Origin of the sequence: Rhizobium sp. TRM96647, from assembly GCF_025780115.1 — a bacterium.
Classification (GTDB): domain Bacteria; phylum Pseudomonadota; class Alphaproteobacteria; order Rhizobiales; family Rhizobiaceae; genus Mycoplana.
Genome location: NZ_JAOXHF010000005.1, coordinates 115,683 through 134,073 on the forward strand (window position 1 = coordinate 115,683; position 18,391 = coordinate 134,073).

Annotated in this window: 16 protein-coding genes and 1 riboswitch; of the genes, 9 read left to right on the plus strand and 7 right to left on the minus strand. The window is 64.5% G+C overall.

Annotated features, from left to right (window positions below):
* Positions 1-155: 155 nt before the first annotated feature.
* Positions 156-1,817 (plus strand): urocanate hydratase, encoded by a 1,662-nt coding sequence (locus tag OCK02_RS11130; RefSeq protein ID WP_263813121.1) that lies wholly within the window; start codon positions 156-158, stop codon positions 1,815-1,817.
* A 56-nt stretch (positions 1,818-1,873) separates the two neighbouring features.
* On the opposite strand, the gene OCK02_RS11135 is transcribed toward OCK02_RS11130, so the two are convergent.
* Entirely contained in the window at positions 1,874-3,364 is a 1,491-nt protein-coding gene (locus OCK02_RS11135; RefSeq protein ID WP_263813122.1) for a DUF1254 domain-containing protein, read from the minus strand.
* Positions 3,365-3,638: 274 nt separating this feature from the next.
* On the opposite strand from OCK02_RS11135, the gene OCK02_RS11140 reads away from it, so the two are divergent.
* The 3 genes from OCK02_RS11140 to OCK02_RS11150 all read left to right on the plus strand — a co-directional run bounded on the left by OCK02_RS11140 (position 3,639) and on the right by OCK02_RS11150 (position 6,668).
* Complete coding sequence (locus OCK02_RS11140) at positions 3,639-4,349, plus strand: LssY C-terminal domain-containing protein (protein WP_263813123.1); 711 nt, start codon at positions 3,639-3,641, stop codon at positions 4,347-4,349.
* A gap of 254 nt (positions 4,350-4,603) precedes the next feature.
* Complete coding sequence (locus OCK02_RS11145; RefSeq protein WP_263813124.1) at positions 4,604-6,010, plus strand: selenium-binding family protein; 1,407 nt, start codon at positions 4,604-4,606, stop codon at positions 6,008-6,010.
* Positions 6,011-6,038: 28 nt separating this feature from the next.
* Positions 6,039-6,668 (plus strand): hypothetical protein, encoded by a 630-nt coding sequence (locus OCK02_RS11150; RefSeq protein WP_263813125.1) that lies wholly within the window; start codon positions 6,039-6,041, stop codon positions 6,666-6,668.
* Between the two features lie 163 nt (positions 6,669-6,831).
* On the opposite strand, the gene OCK02_RS11155 is transcribed toward OCK02_RS11150, so the two are convergent.
* The 6 genes from OCK02_RS11155 to OCK02_RS11180 all read right to left on the minus strand — a co-directional run bounded on the left by OCK02_RS11155 (position 6,832) and on the right by OCK02_RS11180 (position 12,799).
* Positions 6,832-7,308: a 6,7-dimethyl-8-ribityllumazine synthase gene (locus OCK02_RS11155; RefSeq protein ID WP_263813126.1), complete on the minus strand. Its 477-nt coding sequence runs from the start codon at positions 7,306-7,308 to the stop codon at positions 6,832-6,834.
* A 91-nt stretch (positions 7,309-7,399) separates the two neighbouring features.
* Positions 7,400-7,550, minus strand: a riboswitch (FMN riboswitch).
* 124 nt (positions 7,551-7,674) lie between these two features.
* Positions 7,675-8,736 (minus strand): ABC transporter ATP-binding protein, encoded by a 1,062-nt coding sequence (locus OCK02_RS11160; RefSeq protein ID WP_263813127.1) that lies wholly within the window; start codon positions 8,734-8,736, stop codon positions 7,675-7,677.
* Positions 8,737-8,749: 13 nt separating this feature from the next.
* A complete protein-coding gene (locus OCK02_RS11165) occupies positions 8,750-9,538 on the minus strand; it encodes an ABC transporter permease (protein ID WP_230804668.1) in 789 nt (262 codons plus the stop codon).
* Entirely contained in the window at positions 9,535-10,404 is an 870-nt protein-coding gene (locus OCK02_RS11170) for an ABC transporter permease (protein ID WP_263813128.1), read from the minus strand. The genes OCK02_RS11165 and OCK02_RS11170 overlap by 4 nt, the downstream gene beginning before the upstream one ends.
* Before the next feature lie 294 nt (positions 10,405-10,698).
* Positions 10,699-11,802 (minus strand): ABC transporter substrate-binding protein, encoded by a 1,104-nt coding sequence (locus tag OCK02_RS11175; RefSeq protein WP_412178807.1) that lies wholly within the window; start codon positions 11,800-11,802, stop codon positions 10,699-10,701.
* 124 nt (positions 11,803-11,926) lie between these two features.
* Positions 11,927-12,799 (minus strand): MurR/RpiR family transcriptional regulator, encoded by an 873-nt coding sequence (locus OCK02_RS11180; RefSeq protein WP_263813365.1) that lies wholly within the window; start codon positions 12,797-12,799, stop codon positions 11,927-11,929.
* A gap of 179 nt (positions 12,800-12,978) precedes the next feature.
* Between OCK02_RS11180 and OCK02_RS11185 the strand changes: the two genes are divergently transcribed.
* The 5 genes from OCK02_RS11185 to OCK02_RS11205 all read left to right on the plus strand — a co-directional run bounded on the left by OCK02_RS11185 (position 12,979) and on the right by OCK02_RS11205 (position 18,342).
* A complete protein-coding gene (locus OCK02_RS11185; protein ID WP_263813130.1) occupies positions 12,979-13,740 on the plus strand; it encodes an N-formylglutamate amidohydrolase in 762 nt (253 codons plus the stop codon).
* A 139-nt stretch (positions 13,741-13,879) separates the two neighbouring features.
* A complete protein-coding gene (locus tag OCK02_RS11190; protein ID WP_263813131.1) occupies positions 13,880-14,389 on the plus strand; it encodes a TRAP transporter small permease subunit in 510 nt (169 codons plus the stop codon).
* A complete protein-coding gene (locus OCK02_RS11195; RefSeq protein WP_263813132.1) occupies positions 14,386-15,708 on the plus strand; it encodes a TRAP transporter large permease in 1,323 nt (440 codons plus the stop codon). Before OCK02_RS11190 ends, OCK02_RS11195 begins: the two co-directional genes overlap by 4 nt.
* A gap of 133 nt (positions 15,709-15,841) precedes the next feature.
* On the plus strand, positions 15,842-16,897 hold the full coding sequence (locus tag OCK02_RS11200; RefSeq protein ID WP_263813133.1) for a TRAP transporter substrate-binding protein: 1,056 nt from the start codon (positions 15,842-15,844) through the stop codon (positions 16,895-16,897).
* A gap of 80 nt (positions 16,898-16,977) precedes the next feature.
* Positions 16,978-18,342, plus strand: coding sequence for a glutamine synthetase family protein (locus OCK02_RS11205; protein ID WP_263813366.1), 1,365 nt, complete (start codon positions 16,978-16,980; stop codon positions 18,340-18,342).
* The last annotated feature ends 49 nt before the right edge of the window (positions 18,343-18,391 follow it).

Sequence of the window (18,391 nt, forward strand, 5' to 3'; positions counted from 1 at the left end):
AGGGGGATGGGGCGCGTCTCCGCGGCGAGACGATTGAGGGGGGACTGCGAAGCCCCCCTCATCCGGCCCTTCGGGCCACCTTCTCCCCGAGGGGAGAAGAGGGAGCGAGGCGTTCGCTCCCTGCCAATCCGAGACGAAGGAACCGGAGATCCATCATGCCGAAGCCCAATCCCCGCCATCCGAACTTTCCCATCCCCGGCGGCCCGGTGCTGCGCGCGAAGGGCTGGCGGCAGGAGGCGTTGCTGCGGCTTCTGGAAAACGTGCTCTCGGTCGGCGAGGACCCGGACAACCTCGTGGTCTATGCGGCGCTCGGCAAGGCGGCGCGTAACTGGGCGGCGCACCGGGCGATCGTGAAAACCTTGTGCGAGATGGAGGAGGACCAGACGCTGCTGATCCAGTCGGGCAAGCCGGTGGGGCTGCTCAGGACTCATGCCAGGGCGCCGCTCGTCATCATGGCCAACTGCAACATCGTCGGCCAGTGGGCGAAGGCGGAGGTGTTTTATGAACTGCAGCGCAAGGGGCTGATCTGCTGGGGCGGGCTGACGGCCGGCGCCTGGCAGTATATCGGCAGCCAGGGCGTGATCCAGGGCACCTACGAGATCTTCATGCGCATCGCCGAGAAGCGCTTCGACGGTTCGCTCGCCGGCCGCTTCATCCTGACCGCCGGCCTCGGCGGCATGGGCGGGGCGCAGCCGCTCGCCGGTCGGATGGCGGGCGCTGCGATCCTCTGCGTCGACATCGACCCGCAGCGTGCGGAGAAGCGCAAGGCGGTCGGCTACCTGGAGCATGTGGCGCCCGATCTCGATACGGCGCTCGCGATGATCGATGCGGCGGTGAAGGAGAAGCGCGCCACCTCGATCGGGCTGGTCGGCAATGCGGCGGAGGTCTATCCGGAGATTGCGCGGCGCGGCATCGTGCCTGATATCGTCACCGACCAGACCTCGGCGCACGACCTCGTCTACGGCTACGTGCCGAAGGGGATGAGCATCGATCAGGTGCGATCGCTGCGCGAGGACGGGCAGGGGCAACTGATGGCGGCCAGCCGCGCCTCGATCGTCGAGCATGTCGGCGCCATGCTGGACTTCCAGCGGAAGGGTGCGGAGGTGTTCGACAATGGCAACCTGATCCGCACCCAGGCGCGCGAGGGCGGGGTATCGAACGCCTTCGACATCCCGATCTTCACCGAAGCCTATCTGCGGCCACTGTTTGCCCGCGCGATCGGCCCGTTTCGCTGGATGGCGCTGTCGGGCGAGGAGAGCGACATCGCCCGCATCGACGACCTGCTGTTGTCGATGTTCCCCGGCAACCGCATCGTCACCAACTGGATCCGGCTGGCGCGCGACAACATCCCCTTCGAGGGCCTGCCGGCGCGGATCGCCTGGCTCGGCCATGGCGAGCGCACCGCGCTGGCGCTGGCGGTTAACCGGCTGGTGGAAGACGGTGAACTGAAAGGGCCGGTTGCCTTCTCCCGCGACCACCTCGACGCCGGCGCCATGGCCCATCCCAACATCATGACCGAGCGGATGAAGGACGGCTCGGACGCGATCGCCGACTGGCCGCTGCTCGACGCCATGCTGCTGTCGTCGTCGATGGCCGATCTCGTCGTCGTCCATTCCGGCGGCGGCGGCTATGCCGGCTACATGACGAGTTGCGGCGTCACCGTCGTCGCCGACGGCACGGACGCGGCGGCCGAGCGGCTGGAGCATGCGCTGACCAACGATACGGCGCTGGGCGTGATCCGCTATGCTGACGCGGGGTACGAGGAGTCCCTCGACGAGATTGCGGCGAAAGGGATCGGGCACGTTCCCGTGGGGTGAAGGTCGGCAGTAAGTCGGCGACCCTCGAGGCTACGACAACCGGAGCGTCGGGATCGTTACGGCATTTTCACCAGATCGTCCGGCTTCCATGTCTGGTCATAAAACGCTGCACCTGTGCCGTAGAGGCGCACGGTCGCCAGAAAATTGCGATCCGGAACGGTCTGGATGAAGTTCGATCTGTCCACGTTGTCCGGCAGGCTCGGGCCGAAATAAAGATCGATGGAGCCGTCATCATTCGTCGTCACCTTGTTGAAGCCATTGATCGACGGCAGCAACTGCTCCGTCTCGGGCATCGTCCCGTCGGTTATGTTGTAGGCGGTCACGGCCCAAAAGAGCGAGGCCGGCGGGTTCGGGGGCAGGTGCAGCTTGTAGCGATTCGAGCCGTCCAGAAAATCGCCATCGCGGTCCCGGACCGTGAAGGGGTATTTGGAACCGGCGCCGATCGTGTGCATGACCATGGCTGGTGCCGATGAATACGCGATCTGGAAGAACGAGGCCCGCTGCAGGATGTCCAGATAGGTTCCCTGGTTCCACTCCGCGGTCCCGCCTGCCCACGTGTTTTCGTATTGGCGGTCCTTGTAGTAGAGGTTGCGCTTGTCGGGGCGGCCGAGCTGGCGCGCTGCCATGATCATCCTTGGCGCGGTGGTGACCGCCTTTTGCAGAAGCTCTTGCTGCTTTTCCGTCGGCTCGAATGGTTGGTTCTTGACGATGCCCACGGCAGCGAGCATCCCGCGCGTCACCGGATCGATCGCAGCGACGGGCTCGTAGTCCACATAGGCCTTAAGCCTGGTCCAATAGGTGCTGTCGGTCGGGTACATCATGTTGACGCGCTTGCCGCTGGCGTTCGGGAAGTCCATCGGCTTCACATCCTTTTCCGGCGTCCAGAGCGGATAGACGCGCGTCTGCTCGGCGTTGGCGACCGCGGGTGCCGGATCAGGTCCGTTCTCGCCTTGCGTCATGATGGTGCGAAAGAACAGGAAGACATTGTTGGTTGCCGATCTGAACGCGAAGTAGCCGCCGGGGACCTCGCCATCATAGTCGGGGGGCAGGAGCAGATAGAGGCCGCCGCGAGCGCGATCCGGACCGACGGCACCAACGTCGGTGATCGTGCGTTGCTGGAAATCGGTGAACATGCCGATGACGTTCGGCGGAGCGGCGACAACGAGCGGACCATCCTTCTTGAGGTCCAGATAGCTCATCGAATAGATCACATCGGCGTTCGGCGTGGGCACCCAGGTGCGGCTGTCCATCCGGTCCTTCCAGATCGGAAGAACGTTGTAGCCGCTCCCGAACATCGACTCCGATCCGTCACGCATGCCGATGGTGTTCAGAATGGGGATCGTCAGGATGTAGGACTGGATTGCATTCTGGTAGAAAAGCTCGTCGCGCAAAGATTCAGCCTCCTCCCTTGGAAGCCATTTTCCATTGCCGATCTGCTCGACGAGCGGCGGGGCTTTCGTATCCTGGGCATGGGCCGGGCTTTGAAGGAGTGCGGCCGCCGCCAATGCGGATGTGACCAGTGCAACATTCGCATGCCATTTCGCCATCGTAGGCCCCCTCGGGAAATGTCGCCGCGCAGGGATCTAGGAGAGATTTGGGAAAAAACAACCTGACGATGAACGTCAAGTTCGATTCTTATCAAAGGGTACGACGTGGTGGATGACTGAAGCCGGGCTCTTCGAGCGGAAGCCGATCTCCCTTGTTGCCCCCGCTGCCATGCCGCCGGTGCTGTGCTAGTCTCCACCGCGGCCTCATGCCCTCAGGGCACACGGCGGCTGCCGCCCCTTCCGGTGCGCGGCGTGGGAAAGGGGGACGGGAAGGATGATCCGCAGGAAATCGCATCTGGCAGTCGGCAGCATCACGGTGCTGGTCGGGCTCTACCTGTTCGTCGCCTATTTCGTGCTGCCGGAGATCTGGATCTTCCGGGACTCTGATAAGATCGGCAGTCTCAGCAGCATGGTCACGGTCACCGACGACGATATTCCGGGCGATCCGATCAATGTCGGCCTCGTCGGGACCAAGGAGGAGGTGATCCGCGGCTTCGCTGCCGCCCATTGGGATCCGGCCGACAGGATCACGCTGCGGTCCTCCGTCGATATCGGCCTTTCCGTCGTGCTCGACCGGCCGGATCTGGACGCCCCGGTGAGCCCGCTCCTGTTCGAGGGCCGCAAGCAGGACCTCGCCTTCGAAAGGCCGGTCGGCCACAGCGCCGACCAGCGCAACCATGTGCGCTTCTGGCAGACGGAAAAGACGGGCGAGGACGGACGACCGCTGTGGCTGGGGTCCGCCAGCTTCGACCGCGGCGTGGGCTTGAGCCACGACACCGGCCAGATCACCCATCATATCGGCCCCGACATCGACGCCGAGCGCAACCTCGTCATCGGCGACCTGCAGACTGCCGGACAATTGTCGTCCACCTACGAGATCGACGGCATCGGCCCGACGCAGGACGGCCGCAACGGCGGCGGCGACCGCTATTTCACCGACGGCAAGGCGACGGTGGGCGTGCTGGTCGTGCCGGAGGCGAAGTAGCGGCGCGAGGAACTCGTCCGGGACATGCCTGCAATCGCCGGCGGCGCCGGCAGAATGGGGCTGCACAGACCGGGCGATATCTGACAGAATTGCGTGGTGGGGAAGAAAGGCGGCCGGCCCGTGTGCCGCCCGCTGAACGGCGTCCCGCCGTTCCCGTCGCAGGACCGATCCGCGCCCCTCCGCCGGCAGCGAGACTGTCGCCGGCCCGCAAGCACAGACATCTGAAGTCGTCCAGCAACGCAGGAGCACTTCACATGGCAACGCATCTTGGAACCTGGAAACCCGATCCGAGCTTCTATCCGTCGCCGCGCATGGCGATGAAGGCAGAGCCGGAGACGCTCGCCTATGTCGCGGCCTTCGATCCCACGCGGACGGTGCCGGACGCGCTCGCCGTCGTCGACGTCGATCCGAAATCGCCCAGCTACGGGCAGATCGTCCATTCGCTGGCGATGCCGAACGTCGGCGACGAACTGCATCATTTCGGCTGGAACGCCTGCTCGTCCTGCCTCTGCCCGAATGCGCCGCATCCGCATGCCGAGCGGCGCTATCTGGTGGTGCCCGGGCTGAAATCGTCGCGCATCCATATCGTCGACACGAAGCCGGACCCCCGCCGTCCCTCGATGGCGAAGGTGGTCGAGCCTGCCGCGGTGGCCGAGCGGGCCGGCTATACGCGCCCGCACACCGTTCATTGCGGACCGGAGGGCATCTATGTCGCGGCCCTCGGCAATGCGGAAGGCAAGGCACCGGGCGGGGTGTTCCTGATGGATCACGAGACCTTCGAGGTGCGCGGCCGCTGGGAGATGGACCGCGGACCGCAGCAGCTCTCCTACGACGTCTGGTGGCACCTCGGCCACGATACGCTGGTGACCAGCGAATGGGGAACGCCCGATACCTTCGAGAACGGGCTGGTGCCGGAGATCCTGCTGGGGGCGAAATACGGAAGGCGGCTGCATTTCTGGGACCTGCACAAGCGCAAGCACCTGCAGACGATCGATTTCGGCGACAAGTACCAGCTCGTCTTCGAGCTTCGGCCCGCCCATGATCCGACCAGGGCCTATGGGTTCGTCAATACGGTGCTGTGCCTGGACGATCTTTCCTCCTCCATCTGGGTCTGGCACCGCGACGGCGACAAATGGGCGGTGACGAAGGTGATCGACATTCCGGCCGAGTCGGCCGATCCCGACCTTCTGCCGCCGATGCTGAAGGGTTTCAAGGCGGTGCCGCCGCTCGTCACCGACATCGATCTCTCCATGGACGACCGGTTCCTGTACGTCTCCTGCTGGGGCACCGGGGACCTGTTGCAGTTCGACGTCTCCGACCCGTTCAGGCCGAAGCAGACGGGCAAGGTGCGCATCGGCGGCATCGTCTCGCGGGCGAGCCATCCGGGGGCGAAGAACGGCGCGCTCAACGGCGGGCCGCAGATGGTGGAGATCAGCCGCGACGGCAAGCGCGTCTATTTCACCAATTCGCTCTACGGCGCGATCGACGAACAGTTCTATCCGAACGGCATCGACGGCTGGATGGTCAAGCTGGACGCCAGGCCGGACGGTGGCATCGCCTTCGACGAGAAATTCTTCGTCGAATGGCCGAAATCGCACCGGCCGCACCAGGTGCGCCTGCAGGGCGGCGATTGCTCGTCGGATTCCTACTGCTATCCGTGAGGACGTGTCCCTTGGAGGCGAGGCGGGCATGAACGCGTTGTGGCCATGGCTGATGCTTGCGGGACTGGGCGCCTTTCATGGCCTCAATCCGGCGATGGGCTGGCTGTTCGCAGTGGCACTCGGGGTGCACCGCCAGAGCGGGGCAGCCGTCGCAAGGGCGGTGCCGGCGATCGCGATCGGGCACGCGGCCTCCGTGGCGGCGGTGGCGGGCGCGCTGGTCACGGCCGGGCTTGCAATCGACGAGGGCCGGCTGCGGATCGCCACCGGCTGCGCGCTCGTCGCCTGGGCGATCGCACACGCTCTTTACGGGCACCGGCGCCGCGTGCGCGTCGGCATGACCACGGGACTTCTGGGGCTCGCCGCCTGGTCGTTCCTGATGGCGACGGCGCACGGGGCGGGGCTGATGGTGCTGCCGGCTCTGATGCCGCTCTGCCTTGCTGATGGTCCGCTCGCCGGGGTCGATGCCGGCCGGTCGGCGGTGACAGCACTCGCTGCCGTCGGCGTCCACACCGCGGCGATGCTGGCTGCAACCGCGCTCGCCGCCTTCGCCGTCTACCGCTTCGTCGGGCTCGGCATCCTGCGCAGCGGCTGGATCAATGTCGATCTCGTCTGGACGCTGGTTCTGGCGGCGACGGGGCTGATGCTGATCTTTGCGTAGGGCGCATTCCGGCCCGCCGGGCATCTCCCGCGAAACGAGCCGCCATCCCGACATGGCATCATCGTCAGAAGAAAAGCCCGGCGTGGGTGCCGGGCTTTCCTCTTTGTTTCAAAGGGTTGTGGTCTCTTCCTGGCGGATCGATTCCGGCCGTTAAGACGGAGATTCAGGCAGCCGTCGCCAGCGCGGCCTGCGTCCTCGCGGCGATGATCTGCGAGGCCGCATGGGCGGCTTCCTTGCCCTTGACGACGAAGTGGTCGCGGAAGAAGGCGATGTGCGCCTCGCTCTCCTGGAAATTGTGCGGCGTCAGCACGGCCGAGAGCACCGGCACGTCGGTGTCGAGACCGACCTTCACCAGCGCGTCGACCACGGTGCCGGCGACGAAGTCGTGGCGGTAGATGCCGCCGTCGACGACGAAGGCGACGCCGAGGATCGCCGAGTAGCGGCCGGTGCGGGCCAGAAGCTGGGCGTGCAGTGGGATCTCGAGCGCGCCGGGAACGTCGATGACGTCGACGTCTTCGGCGCGGCCGCCGAGGGCCGTCCATTCGGCCACGAAGCTGTCGACGCAGCGGTCGACGATGCCGGCGTGCCAGCGGGCGCGGATGACGGCGATCCTGGCGGAGGGGTTGGCAGAGATGTTCATGTCAGTCTTGGCCTTTCAAGGGTTGAGCCATTTTTCAATGATCCCCTTGGGCGAACACGCAGGTCTGCCGGCCCTGTCGCCGGGCAACCCTGCTTGCTCTCTTTCTTCCGGACTATTGACCGTCGGCTCCGGCATCGCACCGGATCTGCTGACCCTTCACCGGGCGGCGAAGGCGCTCGCGGGCTCCGGGCGCGAAGCCCGATACCGCCGGTGGGGAATTCCGCCCCGCCCTGAGAACAAGACAACGATATTGCAACGCAGCAGCGCGGGCAAATGCTGAAAGCGCCAAATCGAGGCGCTGAGGGAAAGATTTTTTCCGGAGCAGTGCTCAGGGCCGATACTCGGGCCGACACCCGGGCCGATGGATCAGTCGCGGATCACCAGCAGGTCGGAGGCGACGAACCGCAGCGTCACCGTTTCGCCGGCGGCCGGCGGCACCAGGCCGGGGCTGTTGAACATGTCGAAGGAAATGACGCTGGGGCCGACGCGCATGCGGGTGCGGATCACCGAGCCGAGGAAGTTGCTGCTGACCACTTCGCCGGAAAGCGCCGTATCGCCCTTGGCGCCTTCGGCGATCGAGCCCGCCTCGGGGCGCAGCGCCAGCGAGACGGTGTCGCCGGCCTTCACCGTTCCCAGCGGTTCGCGCAGCGTCACGCCCTGGTCGCCGATCGTGACGCGGTTGGCGGTGGGATCGAGCACCTTCGCCTCGATCAGGTTGAGGGTGCCGACGAAGGAGGCGACGAAGCGGGTGGCGGGGCGGTTGTAGATCTCCGCGGGCGTGCCGATCTGGTCTGCGCAGCCGGCGTTCATCACCACGATCCGGTCGGAGATCGACAGCGCCTCTTCCTGGTCATGGGTGACGAAGACGGTGGTGATGCCGAGCTGCTGCTGGATCATGCGGATTTCCTCGCGCAGCGAGACGCGGATCTTGGCGTCGAGCGCCGACAGCGGCTCGTCGAGCAGCAGCACCTGCGGCTTGGGCGCGAGCGCGCGGGCGAGCGCCACGCGCTGCTGCTGGCCGCCGGACATCTGGTAGGGGAAGCGGTCGGCGAGATGCTCCAGCTTGATCAGGCCGAGCATCTCCTTGACGCGGGCGTCGATCTCCTCCTTCGGGCGGCCGGCGACCTTGAGGCCGAAGGCGACGTTGTCGGCCACGTTCATGTTGGGAAAGAGGGCGTAGGCCTGGAACACCATGCCGATGTTGCGCTGGTTCGGCTTCAGCCCGGCCTGGTCCTTGCCGGCCACCGTGATCGTGCCGCCGCTCGGGGTCTCGAAGCCGGCGATCATGCGCAGCACCGTCGTCTTGCCGCAGCCCGAGGGGCCGAGGAAGGAGACGAACTCGCCCTTCTCGATCTCCATGTTGAAATCGCGCACGACCTGCACCGTCCCGAAGGACTTCTGGATATGGCTGAGTGAAAGAAACGACATATGCAATAAGTCCTCAGGCCTTGACCGGCGCGGTTTTCTGGAAGCGGGAGACGAGTTGCAGCAGGCCCATGCTGAGCCAGGTGATGGCGAAGGCGATGATCGCGAGCGCGGAGGGTTCATAGGCCTTGTTGGCGCCGACGAGTTGGAGATAGGGGCCGAAGGCCGGCCGGTTGAGCAGCGAGGCCATGGTGAATTCGCCCATCACGATGGCAAAGGTGATGAAGGCGCCGGACAGGACGCCGCTCATGACATTCGGAAAGATGCAGCGGAACAGGATGGTCGGCCACCTGGCGCCGAGGCTTTCGGCGGCTTCGGTCAGCGTGCCGACGTCGATCATCCGCATGGCCGTGTCTACGGCGCGGTACATGTAGGGCAGCGACAGCGTCATGTAGGAGAACACCAGCAGCATGTTGGTGCCGGAGGTGGAGTTGGTCAGCGGCAGGAAGGATGACGAGTTGTAGAGCCGCAGATAGCCGAAGACGATGACGATCGCCGGGATGACCAGCGGCAAAAGCGTGATGAACTCGACGACGGGCCGCATCTTCGGCAGGCGCAGGCGCACCCAGTAGGCCGTCGGCACGACCAGCAGCATGCCGAAGATGATGGTGAACAACGCCATCAGCATCGAGAAGCCGAAGGTGGTGCGGAACTGGATGTCGGAGAAGACCGACTGGTAGGCGTCGAAGGAATATTCGCCGCGACGCATGCGCAGCGAGAATTCGAAAGTGCCGATCAGCGGCACGATGAAATAGATGGCGCCGATGGCGATCGCGAGCCAGGCGAGGAGGCGGGTCGACTTCATTTCTGCCACCGTTCGGCGCGGGAGCGCAGCCAGATGTAGAGGACGTTGGACAGCCCGGTGATGACGATCATGCCGAGCGCCAGCGCGTAGCCGAGATTGGGGTTGTGCAGCACGTCGCCGCGGATCTGCGCATAGAGCAGGATCGGCACGATGTTCAGCGACGACCCGGTCAGCGCATAGGCGGTGGCGATCGCGCCGAAGGCGTTGGCGAAGAGCAGGAGCGTCGTGCCGAGCAGGCTCGGCCACAGGATCGGCAGCGCGATCATCCGCCAGTACTGCCAGGTGGAGGCGCCGAGGATCTCGGAGGCCTCGCGCCATTCCTTCTTCATGCCGTCCAGCGCCGGCGTCAGGATCAAGACCATCAGCGGGATCTGGAAGAACATGTAGGTGATCGTCAGGCCGAAGAACGACAGGAGGTTGAAGCCGGTCGAATAGAGGTTGAAGCCGATCATGTCGCGCAGCAGCACGGTGACGAGGCCGGTGCGGCCGAGCGTGGCGATGAAGGCGAAAGCGAGGGGAACGCCGGCGAAATTCGAGGCGACCCCGGAAAAGGTCAGAAGGCCCGAGCGGATCGGCCGCGGCAGGCCGCCCATGACGATCGCCCAGGCCAGGAAGAAGCCGATCACCGCGCCGCCGAGCGAGGAGGCGAACGAGACCCTGATGCTGATCCAGTAGGCGCTGATGATGTTGGGGGAGAATAGGTCGGCGATGTTCTTCAAGGTGAACTCGCCCTGCGGATTGAAGAAGGCGCCGGTGACGAGATACAGCGTCGGCAGGATCAAAAACAGCAGCGCGAAGATCATGAACGGCGCGATGCCGAGCCAATCGATGACGGTGCGGCGGTCTATCAGGGCTGAATGGCTCATGGATCGGGCAACGTCCGGAAAATGGCGAGAAACTAAGACTTTAGACAGAAACGCGACGGACGCAATCCGCGCAGGTACTGATGAAAGAGCGCCCTTCGCGAAAGGCTGGGCGCCAATGTGCCTCCCAATGCCCGCATCGACATCCTCGGCCCTGTGCCGAGGATCTGCCAGCCCGTCTCAAAACCGTGAGAGGCCGGACGCGGTTTTCAGATGCCCGGGACAGGCCCGGGCATGATGGGCAATGAAGGCGGGCGGTGCCTCCCGCCTCATGGCGGGAGGCACGCATGTCCGGTTTTACTGGACGTTGGCGCCGACGACGCTGTCCCACTTGGTGGTGATCGCGGTCTTGCCGGCTTCCTGCTCCTCGAGCGTCGGGAAGACGGCCTTCTCGTAAGCCGCTGCCGGCGGCAGGCGATCGAGCATCTCCTGCGGAACCTTGCCGTTCTTGACGAGGTCGTTGAAGCGGATCGGGTGGCAATAGCCCTTCAGGTAGCCGAGCTGGCCTTCGTCGGAATAGATGTACTCCATCCAGAGCTTGGCAGCGTTCGGGTGCGGCGCGTGGGCGGAGATCGCCTGGACGTAGACGCCGGCGACGACGCCGGTCTCGGGAACCACGACCTCGAGCGGCGGGTTGCCGTTCAGCGTGTCGCGCCAGGACAGGCCGTTATAGTCCCAGGCGACGACGATCGGGGTCGAGCCCTGGGCCAGCGAGGCGGACTTGCCGATGACGGGCACGAAGTTGCCGGCCTTGTTGACTTCGGCAAAGAGGTTCAGGCCGGCTTCGCCTGCCTTGGTCGCATCCGTCTCGCCCTTGCCGAGACCGGCGGCATAGACGGCCTGAACGGCCTGGTTGGAACCGCGCGGGTCGCCGGCGAGCGCAACCGCGTTGGCGTAGTCTGCCTTGGTCAGGTCGGCCCAGTCCTTCGGCACGTCCTTGATGATGTCGGTGTTCACGACGAAGGCGAGAACGCCGTAGTAGTCGCCATACCAGAAGCCCTCGGCGTCCTTGGCGCTGTCGGGGATCGAATCCCAGGTCGCGACCTTGTAGGGCTGGATCAGGCCTTCGGCCTTGGAGGACGGGCCGAAGGACAGGCCGACGTCGATCACGTCGGGAGCCTGGTCGCCGGTGTTGCCGACGTTGGCCTTGATGGCCTCGATCTCGTCGCCGGAGCTGGCGTCCGGGTTCAGTTCGTTGACCGTGATTTCCGGATACTTGGCCTTGAAGCCGGCAATGATGTCGCCATAGCCGCACCAGCTGTGGGGCAGGGCGATCGTGGTCAGCTTGCCTTCCTTCTTGGCGGCTTCGACGAGCTCGGCGCTCGGCTCGGCGGCGGCGACCGCCGTGGTGGCCACGAAAATGGCCGTGGTGAGCGAGAGCAGGCGGCGGGTGCGTGACATCACGGGTTTCTCCTTTGGTGTGTCAGTCAGCTTCGGCGAAGCTGATACTGGTGCGGCATGAAGCTTATGTGACAGTATTTACATGCTTTTCCGGATTTCCCGGGCATTATCCATACGGTTGCATTCACCGCGGCTTGCGGAACAGCCGGCTTGCCTCGAACAGGTCTTCCAGTGACTTCATCCGGTCGCGCGTCTCGCCCCAGTTGGCGCTCTGCACGGCCTCGATCAGCGCCTCCACGGCAAACAGCGTGACCACGGACGAATCCCAGGCGGACGGCACCTCGATCTGGATGCGGAAGGTGTGGGTGGCGAGCTTGGCGATCGGCGACGCCCACTGATCGGTGAACAGCACGATCTCCACGCCGCGGGCGCGGGCGACGCGGGAGAAGGTCTCCATCTCCTGCTCGTAGCGGCGGATGTCGAAGACGACGATCACATCGCCTGCCTTCATGTTCAGGACGTATTGCGGCCAGGAACTCGGGTTGGAGGCGAGCTGCGTGACGTTCGGCCGGATGACCTGCAGGTGGGTGAAGAGATAGTCCGCCAGCGCCTTGGTGATGCGGCCGCCGACGAGATAGATGTTGCGCTTGCGGTTGGCGATCAGCGCGGCGGCGCCGTCGAAGTCGGCGATCTCAACCTGCGACAGGGTCTGGCGCAGGTTGTTCATGATGGCGTCGGCGAAACGGTTGAGGATATGCGTGCCCGGCGCGTTGGCCGCCCAGCGGTCGTGCTTGGTGATCGGGTTGGAGAGCGTCGCTTCCAGTTCATGGTGCAGGTGCGACTGGAAATCGGGGAAGCCGCGATAGCCGAGCTTCTGGACCATGCGCGCGACGGTCGGCGTCGACACGCCGGCGTTCTCGGCGACCGTCGTGATGCTGCCGAGGCCGGAGACGGGATAGTTGTCGAGAAGTGATGCCGCCAGCTGCTTTTCGGCGCGCGTGAGTGCGTCGAAATGGGCGTTGATCACGTCCGACACCGTGGTGGTCGCCTGATTCAACGTCAAACTCTTCCCCTGTCTGCCGCTCTGTGGCGGCCTTGAAGAAAATTAAACATCGCTGTCATATTTCGAGTCAAATGATTTTTTGAAGAGAAAATTTCATTCCCTGTTGACATGGTGGGACAGGTGAAGAATTCTCTTCATTAAGAAAATACTGGCCGATCGAGGGGACCGGCTGCATGGGAATCTTGAACGCACAGGAAGGCGATCCGGTCGCCGTCGAGAACGCCGAAGGCCGCAGCCGGTTCATCCTGGTCTGCGAGCATGCCTCGCGGCGGATACCGGAGCATTTCGGCACGCTCGGGCTTTCGACCGAGGCGCTCGAGAGCCATATCGCCTGGGACCCGGGCGCGCTCGCGGTCTCGCGCATGATGGCGAAAAGTCTCGACGCGACCCTGGTCCATCAACGTTTTTCCCGCCTGGTCTACGACTGCAACCGGCCGCCGGACTCGCCGGGCGCGATGCCGGAAACGAGCGAGGTCTATCCGGTGCCGGGCAATGCCGCGCTCTCGCCGGAGGCGCGCCTGGAGCGGGCGCAGACGCTTTATTTTCCTTTTCGGGACCGCATCGCGGACCTGGTGCGCCGGCGCCTCGCCGAGGGCAGGGCGCCGGTGATCGTGACGGTCCACAGTTTCACGCCGGTCTATTTCGGCAAGCCGCGCGCCGTGGAAATCGGCATTCTCCATGACAGCGACCGCCGGCTCGCCGACGCCATGCTCGCGGCAGTCGCAGGCGGCAGCCTCTACGACGTGCGCCGGAACGAGCCCTACGGGCCGGAGGACGGCGTGACGCATACGCTCAAGGAGCACGGCCTCGCCAACGGCCTGCTCAACGTGATGATCGAGATCCGCAACGATCTCGTCAGGGACGAAGCCGGCCAAGGGGTCGTGGCCGACTATCTGACCGGGCTGCTCCTGGAGAGCCTGCCCGGCGCAAGCTGACAAGAAAGATCCCAGGGGACGGCACGTCCGCGGAGACAAGGACACAACCGTGAAGAAGAAAGAGATGTCATATGGGTTCGTTGCTATGCCGGGAGGGTCGCTCGGCAATTGAATGCATCCGGCACCGGGAGGCCGGGTGATGCCTGAGTTCATCAAGACCTATGTCCGCGCGGTCGACCGCTTCAACAGGCGCGTCGGCATTTTCGCGATGTATCTCATTTTCGCGATGTTCGCGATCCTGCTCTATTCCTCTGTGTCCAAGGCCTTCCACCTGCCGGCCAGCTGGACGCTGGAATCGGCGCAGTTCACCATGGCCGCCTACTACATGCTGGGCGGCGCCTTCGCCATGCAGACCGACGACCATGTTCGCATGGACCTGTTCTACGGCAACTGGTCGCCTACCAGGCGCGCGGCATTCGATCTCGTCACGGCGATCGCGCTGATCGTCTTTCTCGGCTTCATGCTCTATGGCGGCATCACCAGCACGACCTATGCCATCCAGTTCAAGGAAAAGAGCTTTACCGCCTGGGCGCCCTACATGGCGCCGATCAAGATCATCATGACGTTCGGCATCTTGATGATGCTGGCGCAGGCCACCTCTTCGCTCTTCAAGGATATCGCCGAGTTGCGGGGAAGGCCGATCGCATGAGTTATGAGTTCATCGCAATAACGATGTTTTCCGCGATGATGGTGCTGCTGCTCACCGGGCAGCGGGTCTTCGCCGTCATCGGGTTCGTCGGCGTCATCTCGGCCTTCCTGCTGTGGGGCACGGGCGGATCGGAAATGGGCTTCGCCTCGGCCATGAAGCTCGTCAAGTGGTATCCGATGCTGACGGTGCCGATGTTCGTCTTCATGGGCTACATGCTTTCGGAATCGGGCATCGCGGAAGACCTCTACAAGGCGTTCCACGTCTGGATGGGGCCGATCAACGGCGGCCTGGCGCTGGGTACGATCGGGCTCATGGTCATCATTTCCGCCATGAACGGGCTTTCGGTCGCCGGCATGGCGATCGGTGCCACCATCGCGCTGCCCGAGCTCCTGCGCCGCGGCTACGACAAGGTGATGACGACGGGTGTCGTCCAGGGCGGCTCGACGCTCGGCATCCTGATCCCGCCGAGCATCGTGCTCGTGCTCTACGGCATGATCGCCCGCGTTCCGGTCGGTCAGCTCTGGCTCGCCGGCGTATTCCCGGGCCTCCTGATGGCGTTGCTGATGGCGATCTACGTCTATGTGCGCTGCCGCATCAACCCGTCGCTCGGTCCGGCCCTGCCGGCGGAAGAGCGCACGGTGCCGCTGGCCGAGAAACTGAAGCTGCTGACCGCCGGCATCCTGCCGCTCGGCATCTTCACGCTGATGATGTGGCTGTTCCTCAGCGGCATCGCCAGCCTCGTGGAAGCCTCGGCGGTCGGCGCGATCTCCTCGGCGCTCGTCGCCTGGCAGCGCGGCCGCCTCAGCGTGAAACTCTGGAACGACGTCTTGCAGAAGACGCTCGGCATCACCTGCATGTTCATGTGGATCCTGATCGCCTCGCTCTGCTTCGGCGCCGTCTTCGACGGTCTCGGCGCGGTGAAGTCGATCGAGCGCTTCTTCCTCGGCGACCTCGGGCTGGAGCCGTGGCAGGTGCTGGTGCTGATGCAGGTCTCGTTCCTGATCATGGGGATGTTCCTCGACGACACGGCGATGCTGGTCATCGTCGCGCCGCTCTACATCCCGCTGGTGCAGAAGCTGGGCTTCGACCTCGTCTGGTACGGCGTGCTCTACACGATCACCTGCCAGATCGCCTACATCACCCCGCCATTCGGCTACAACCTGTTCATGATGCGCGCCATGGCGCCACCCGGCATCGGCATGACCGACATCTACAAGTCGATCTGGCCTTTCGTCGGCATCATGCTGGCGAGCCTGATCATCATCGGCGTGTTCCCCGAGATCGCGACGTGGCTGCCGAACAACTACTACGCCAAATGACCGGATCTCCCGGCGGCGGAGGCCGCCGGGATTTCGCCGGACGAAACGAGGCCGACAGAAGAAAAGACAATTGACCGACCGGGATGAACGGCCGTTCCCGGCAAAACCAGAATGTAACCAGAGGGATAGAGATATGACCAACAGACGGCAATTTCTGAGCAGGGCAGGTGCTGTGACGATCGGGGCGGCAGGTGCGGCAACGCTTGCCACGCCGGCCATCGTGAAGGCCCAGACGGCGATCAAGTGGCGTTTCCAGACCTATGCGGGTGCAGCGCTCGGCGAGCACGTCACCAAGCCGATCATCGACGCGATCAACGCCGCCGCCAAGGGCGAACTCGAGATCGAACTCTACTACGCCGACCAGATCGTCCCGACCGGCGAGCTTTTCCGTGCGCTCCAGGCCGGCACGATCGACGCGGTACATTCCGACGACGACTCCATGGCCTCGCCGGCAGAAGTCGCCACCTTCGGCGGCTATTTCCCGCTCGCCACCAAGCAGATCCTCGACGTGCCGGTGCTCTTCAAGCAGTACGGTCTCGCCGATATCTGGCGCTCGGCCTACGAGAAGGTCGGCGGCGTCGTGTGGCTGTCGTCCTCCGGGCAGGACCCGTGCCACTTCAACACCAAGAAGCCGATCAACACGCTCGCCGACCTTCAGGGCCTGCGCCTCTACACCTTCCCGACGGCGGGCCGCTTCCTTACCCAGTTCGGCGTCGTGCCGGTGACGATCCCCTACGAGGACGCGCAGGTCGCCGTGCAGACCGGCGAACTGGACGGCATGGCCTGGTCGGGCATCACCGAGGACTACACGGTCGGCTGGGCCGACGTGACGGACCACTTCCTGACCAACAACATCTCGGGCGCCTGGATCGGCTCCTTCTTCGTCAACGAGAAGAAGTGGGCGGAACTGCCGGAACACCTGAAGAAGCTGGTCCTGGCGGCGATCGAGGCCGGCAACAACTACCGCGACCAGTGGTACTGGGGCGGGGAGGCGAAGCTGCGCGCCGAGGGCACGAAGCTGAAGCTGACCAGCATTCCGGCGGCGGAGTGGAAGCCGGTGGAAGACGCTGCGAAGGTGTTCTGGAAGGAGATCGCCGAGCAGGGCGAGACGGCCGCCAAGGTCGTCAAGATCTTCGAGGACTACAACGCCATCATCAACAAGGCCGGCCCGCCCTACGTCAACGGCTGATGTGAACCGCACCAATCCGGGTCGGGCCCATGCGCCCGGCCCGGCATGAAACGGCAACCCCCAGGACCGCCTCGATGACCATGACCTACAGTTTTGACGATCTGAAGAAGGATGTCGCCGAAGGGCGCATCGACACCGTTCTCGCATGCCTCGTGGACATGCAGGGCCGCCTGATGGGCAAGCGGTTTCATGCCCGGTTCTTCGTCGACGGCGCCTACGAGGAGACGCACAGCTGCAACTACCTGCTCGCCACCGACATGGAGATGGAGACCGTCTCCGGCTATCGCTCGACCGGTTGGGCCGCGGGCTATGGCGACTACACGATGAAGCCGGACCTTTCGACGCTGCGCAAGGTGCCCTGGCTCGAGGGAACGGCGCTGGTGCTCTGCGACGTGCTCGACCACCACACCCACAAGGAGGTGCCGCATTCGCCGCGCGCGATCCTGAAGCGGCAGGTCAAGCGGCTGGAGGCGATGGGGCTGAAGGCCTACATGGCGAGCGAACTGGAGTTCTTCCTGTTCGACCAGACCTATGACGACGCGCGCGAGAGCGGCTACCGCGACCTGAGGCCGGTCAGCGGCTACAACGAGGATTACCATATCTTCCAGACTACCAAGGAAGAGGACGTGATGCGGGCGATCCGCAACGGCCTGCAGGGCGCCGGCATTCCGGTGGAGAACTCCAAGGGCGAGGCCTCGGCCGGCCAGGAGGAGATCAACGTGCGCTATGCCGATGCGCTCGCCATGGCCGACCGGCATGCAATCATCAAGAACAGCTGCAAGGAGATCGCCTGGCAGCGGGGCAAGGCGATCACATTCCTTGCCAAGTGGCACTATTCCGCCGCCGGTTCGTCCTCCCACATCCACCAGTCGCTCTGGAGCCTGGACGGCAAGACGTCGATGTTCCACGATGCCGAGGCGCAGTACGGCATGTCGGAGATGATGCGCAGCTACGTCGCCGGGCTCCTGAACCATGCGAGCGAGATCACCTATTTCCTCGCGCCCTACATCAATTCCTACAAGCGCTTCATGGCCGGCACCTTCGCACCGACCAAGGCGGTGTGGAGCAAGGACAACCGTACGGCCGGATACCGGCTCTGCGGCGAGGGGACCAAGGCGATCCGCATCGAATGCCGCGTCGGCGGCTCCGACCTCAACCCCTATCTCGCCATGGCCGCCCTGCTCGCCGCCGGCATCGCCGGGATCGAGGGCAACCTGGAACTGGAGGCGCCGTTCGTCGGCGATGCCTATGGCGGCAAAGGCATCCGCGAGATCCCCAAGACGCTGCGGGAAGCGACCGAGTTCATGACGACGTCGAAGATGCTGCGCGAGGCCTTCGGCGAGGATGTGATCGACCACTACACGCGCGCTGCCGAGTGGGAGCAGGAGGAATACGATCGCCGGGTGACGGACTGGGAGGTGGCGAGAGGGTTCGAGCGGGCCTGAGGGTTTGTTGATGCAGGGTCAACACGATGGTAAAATCGCAACAGTCGGA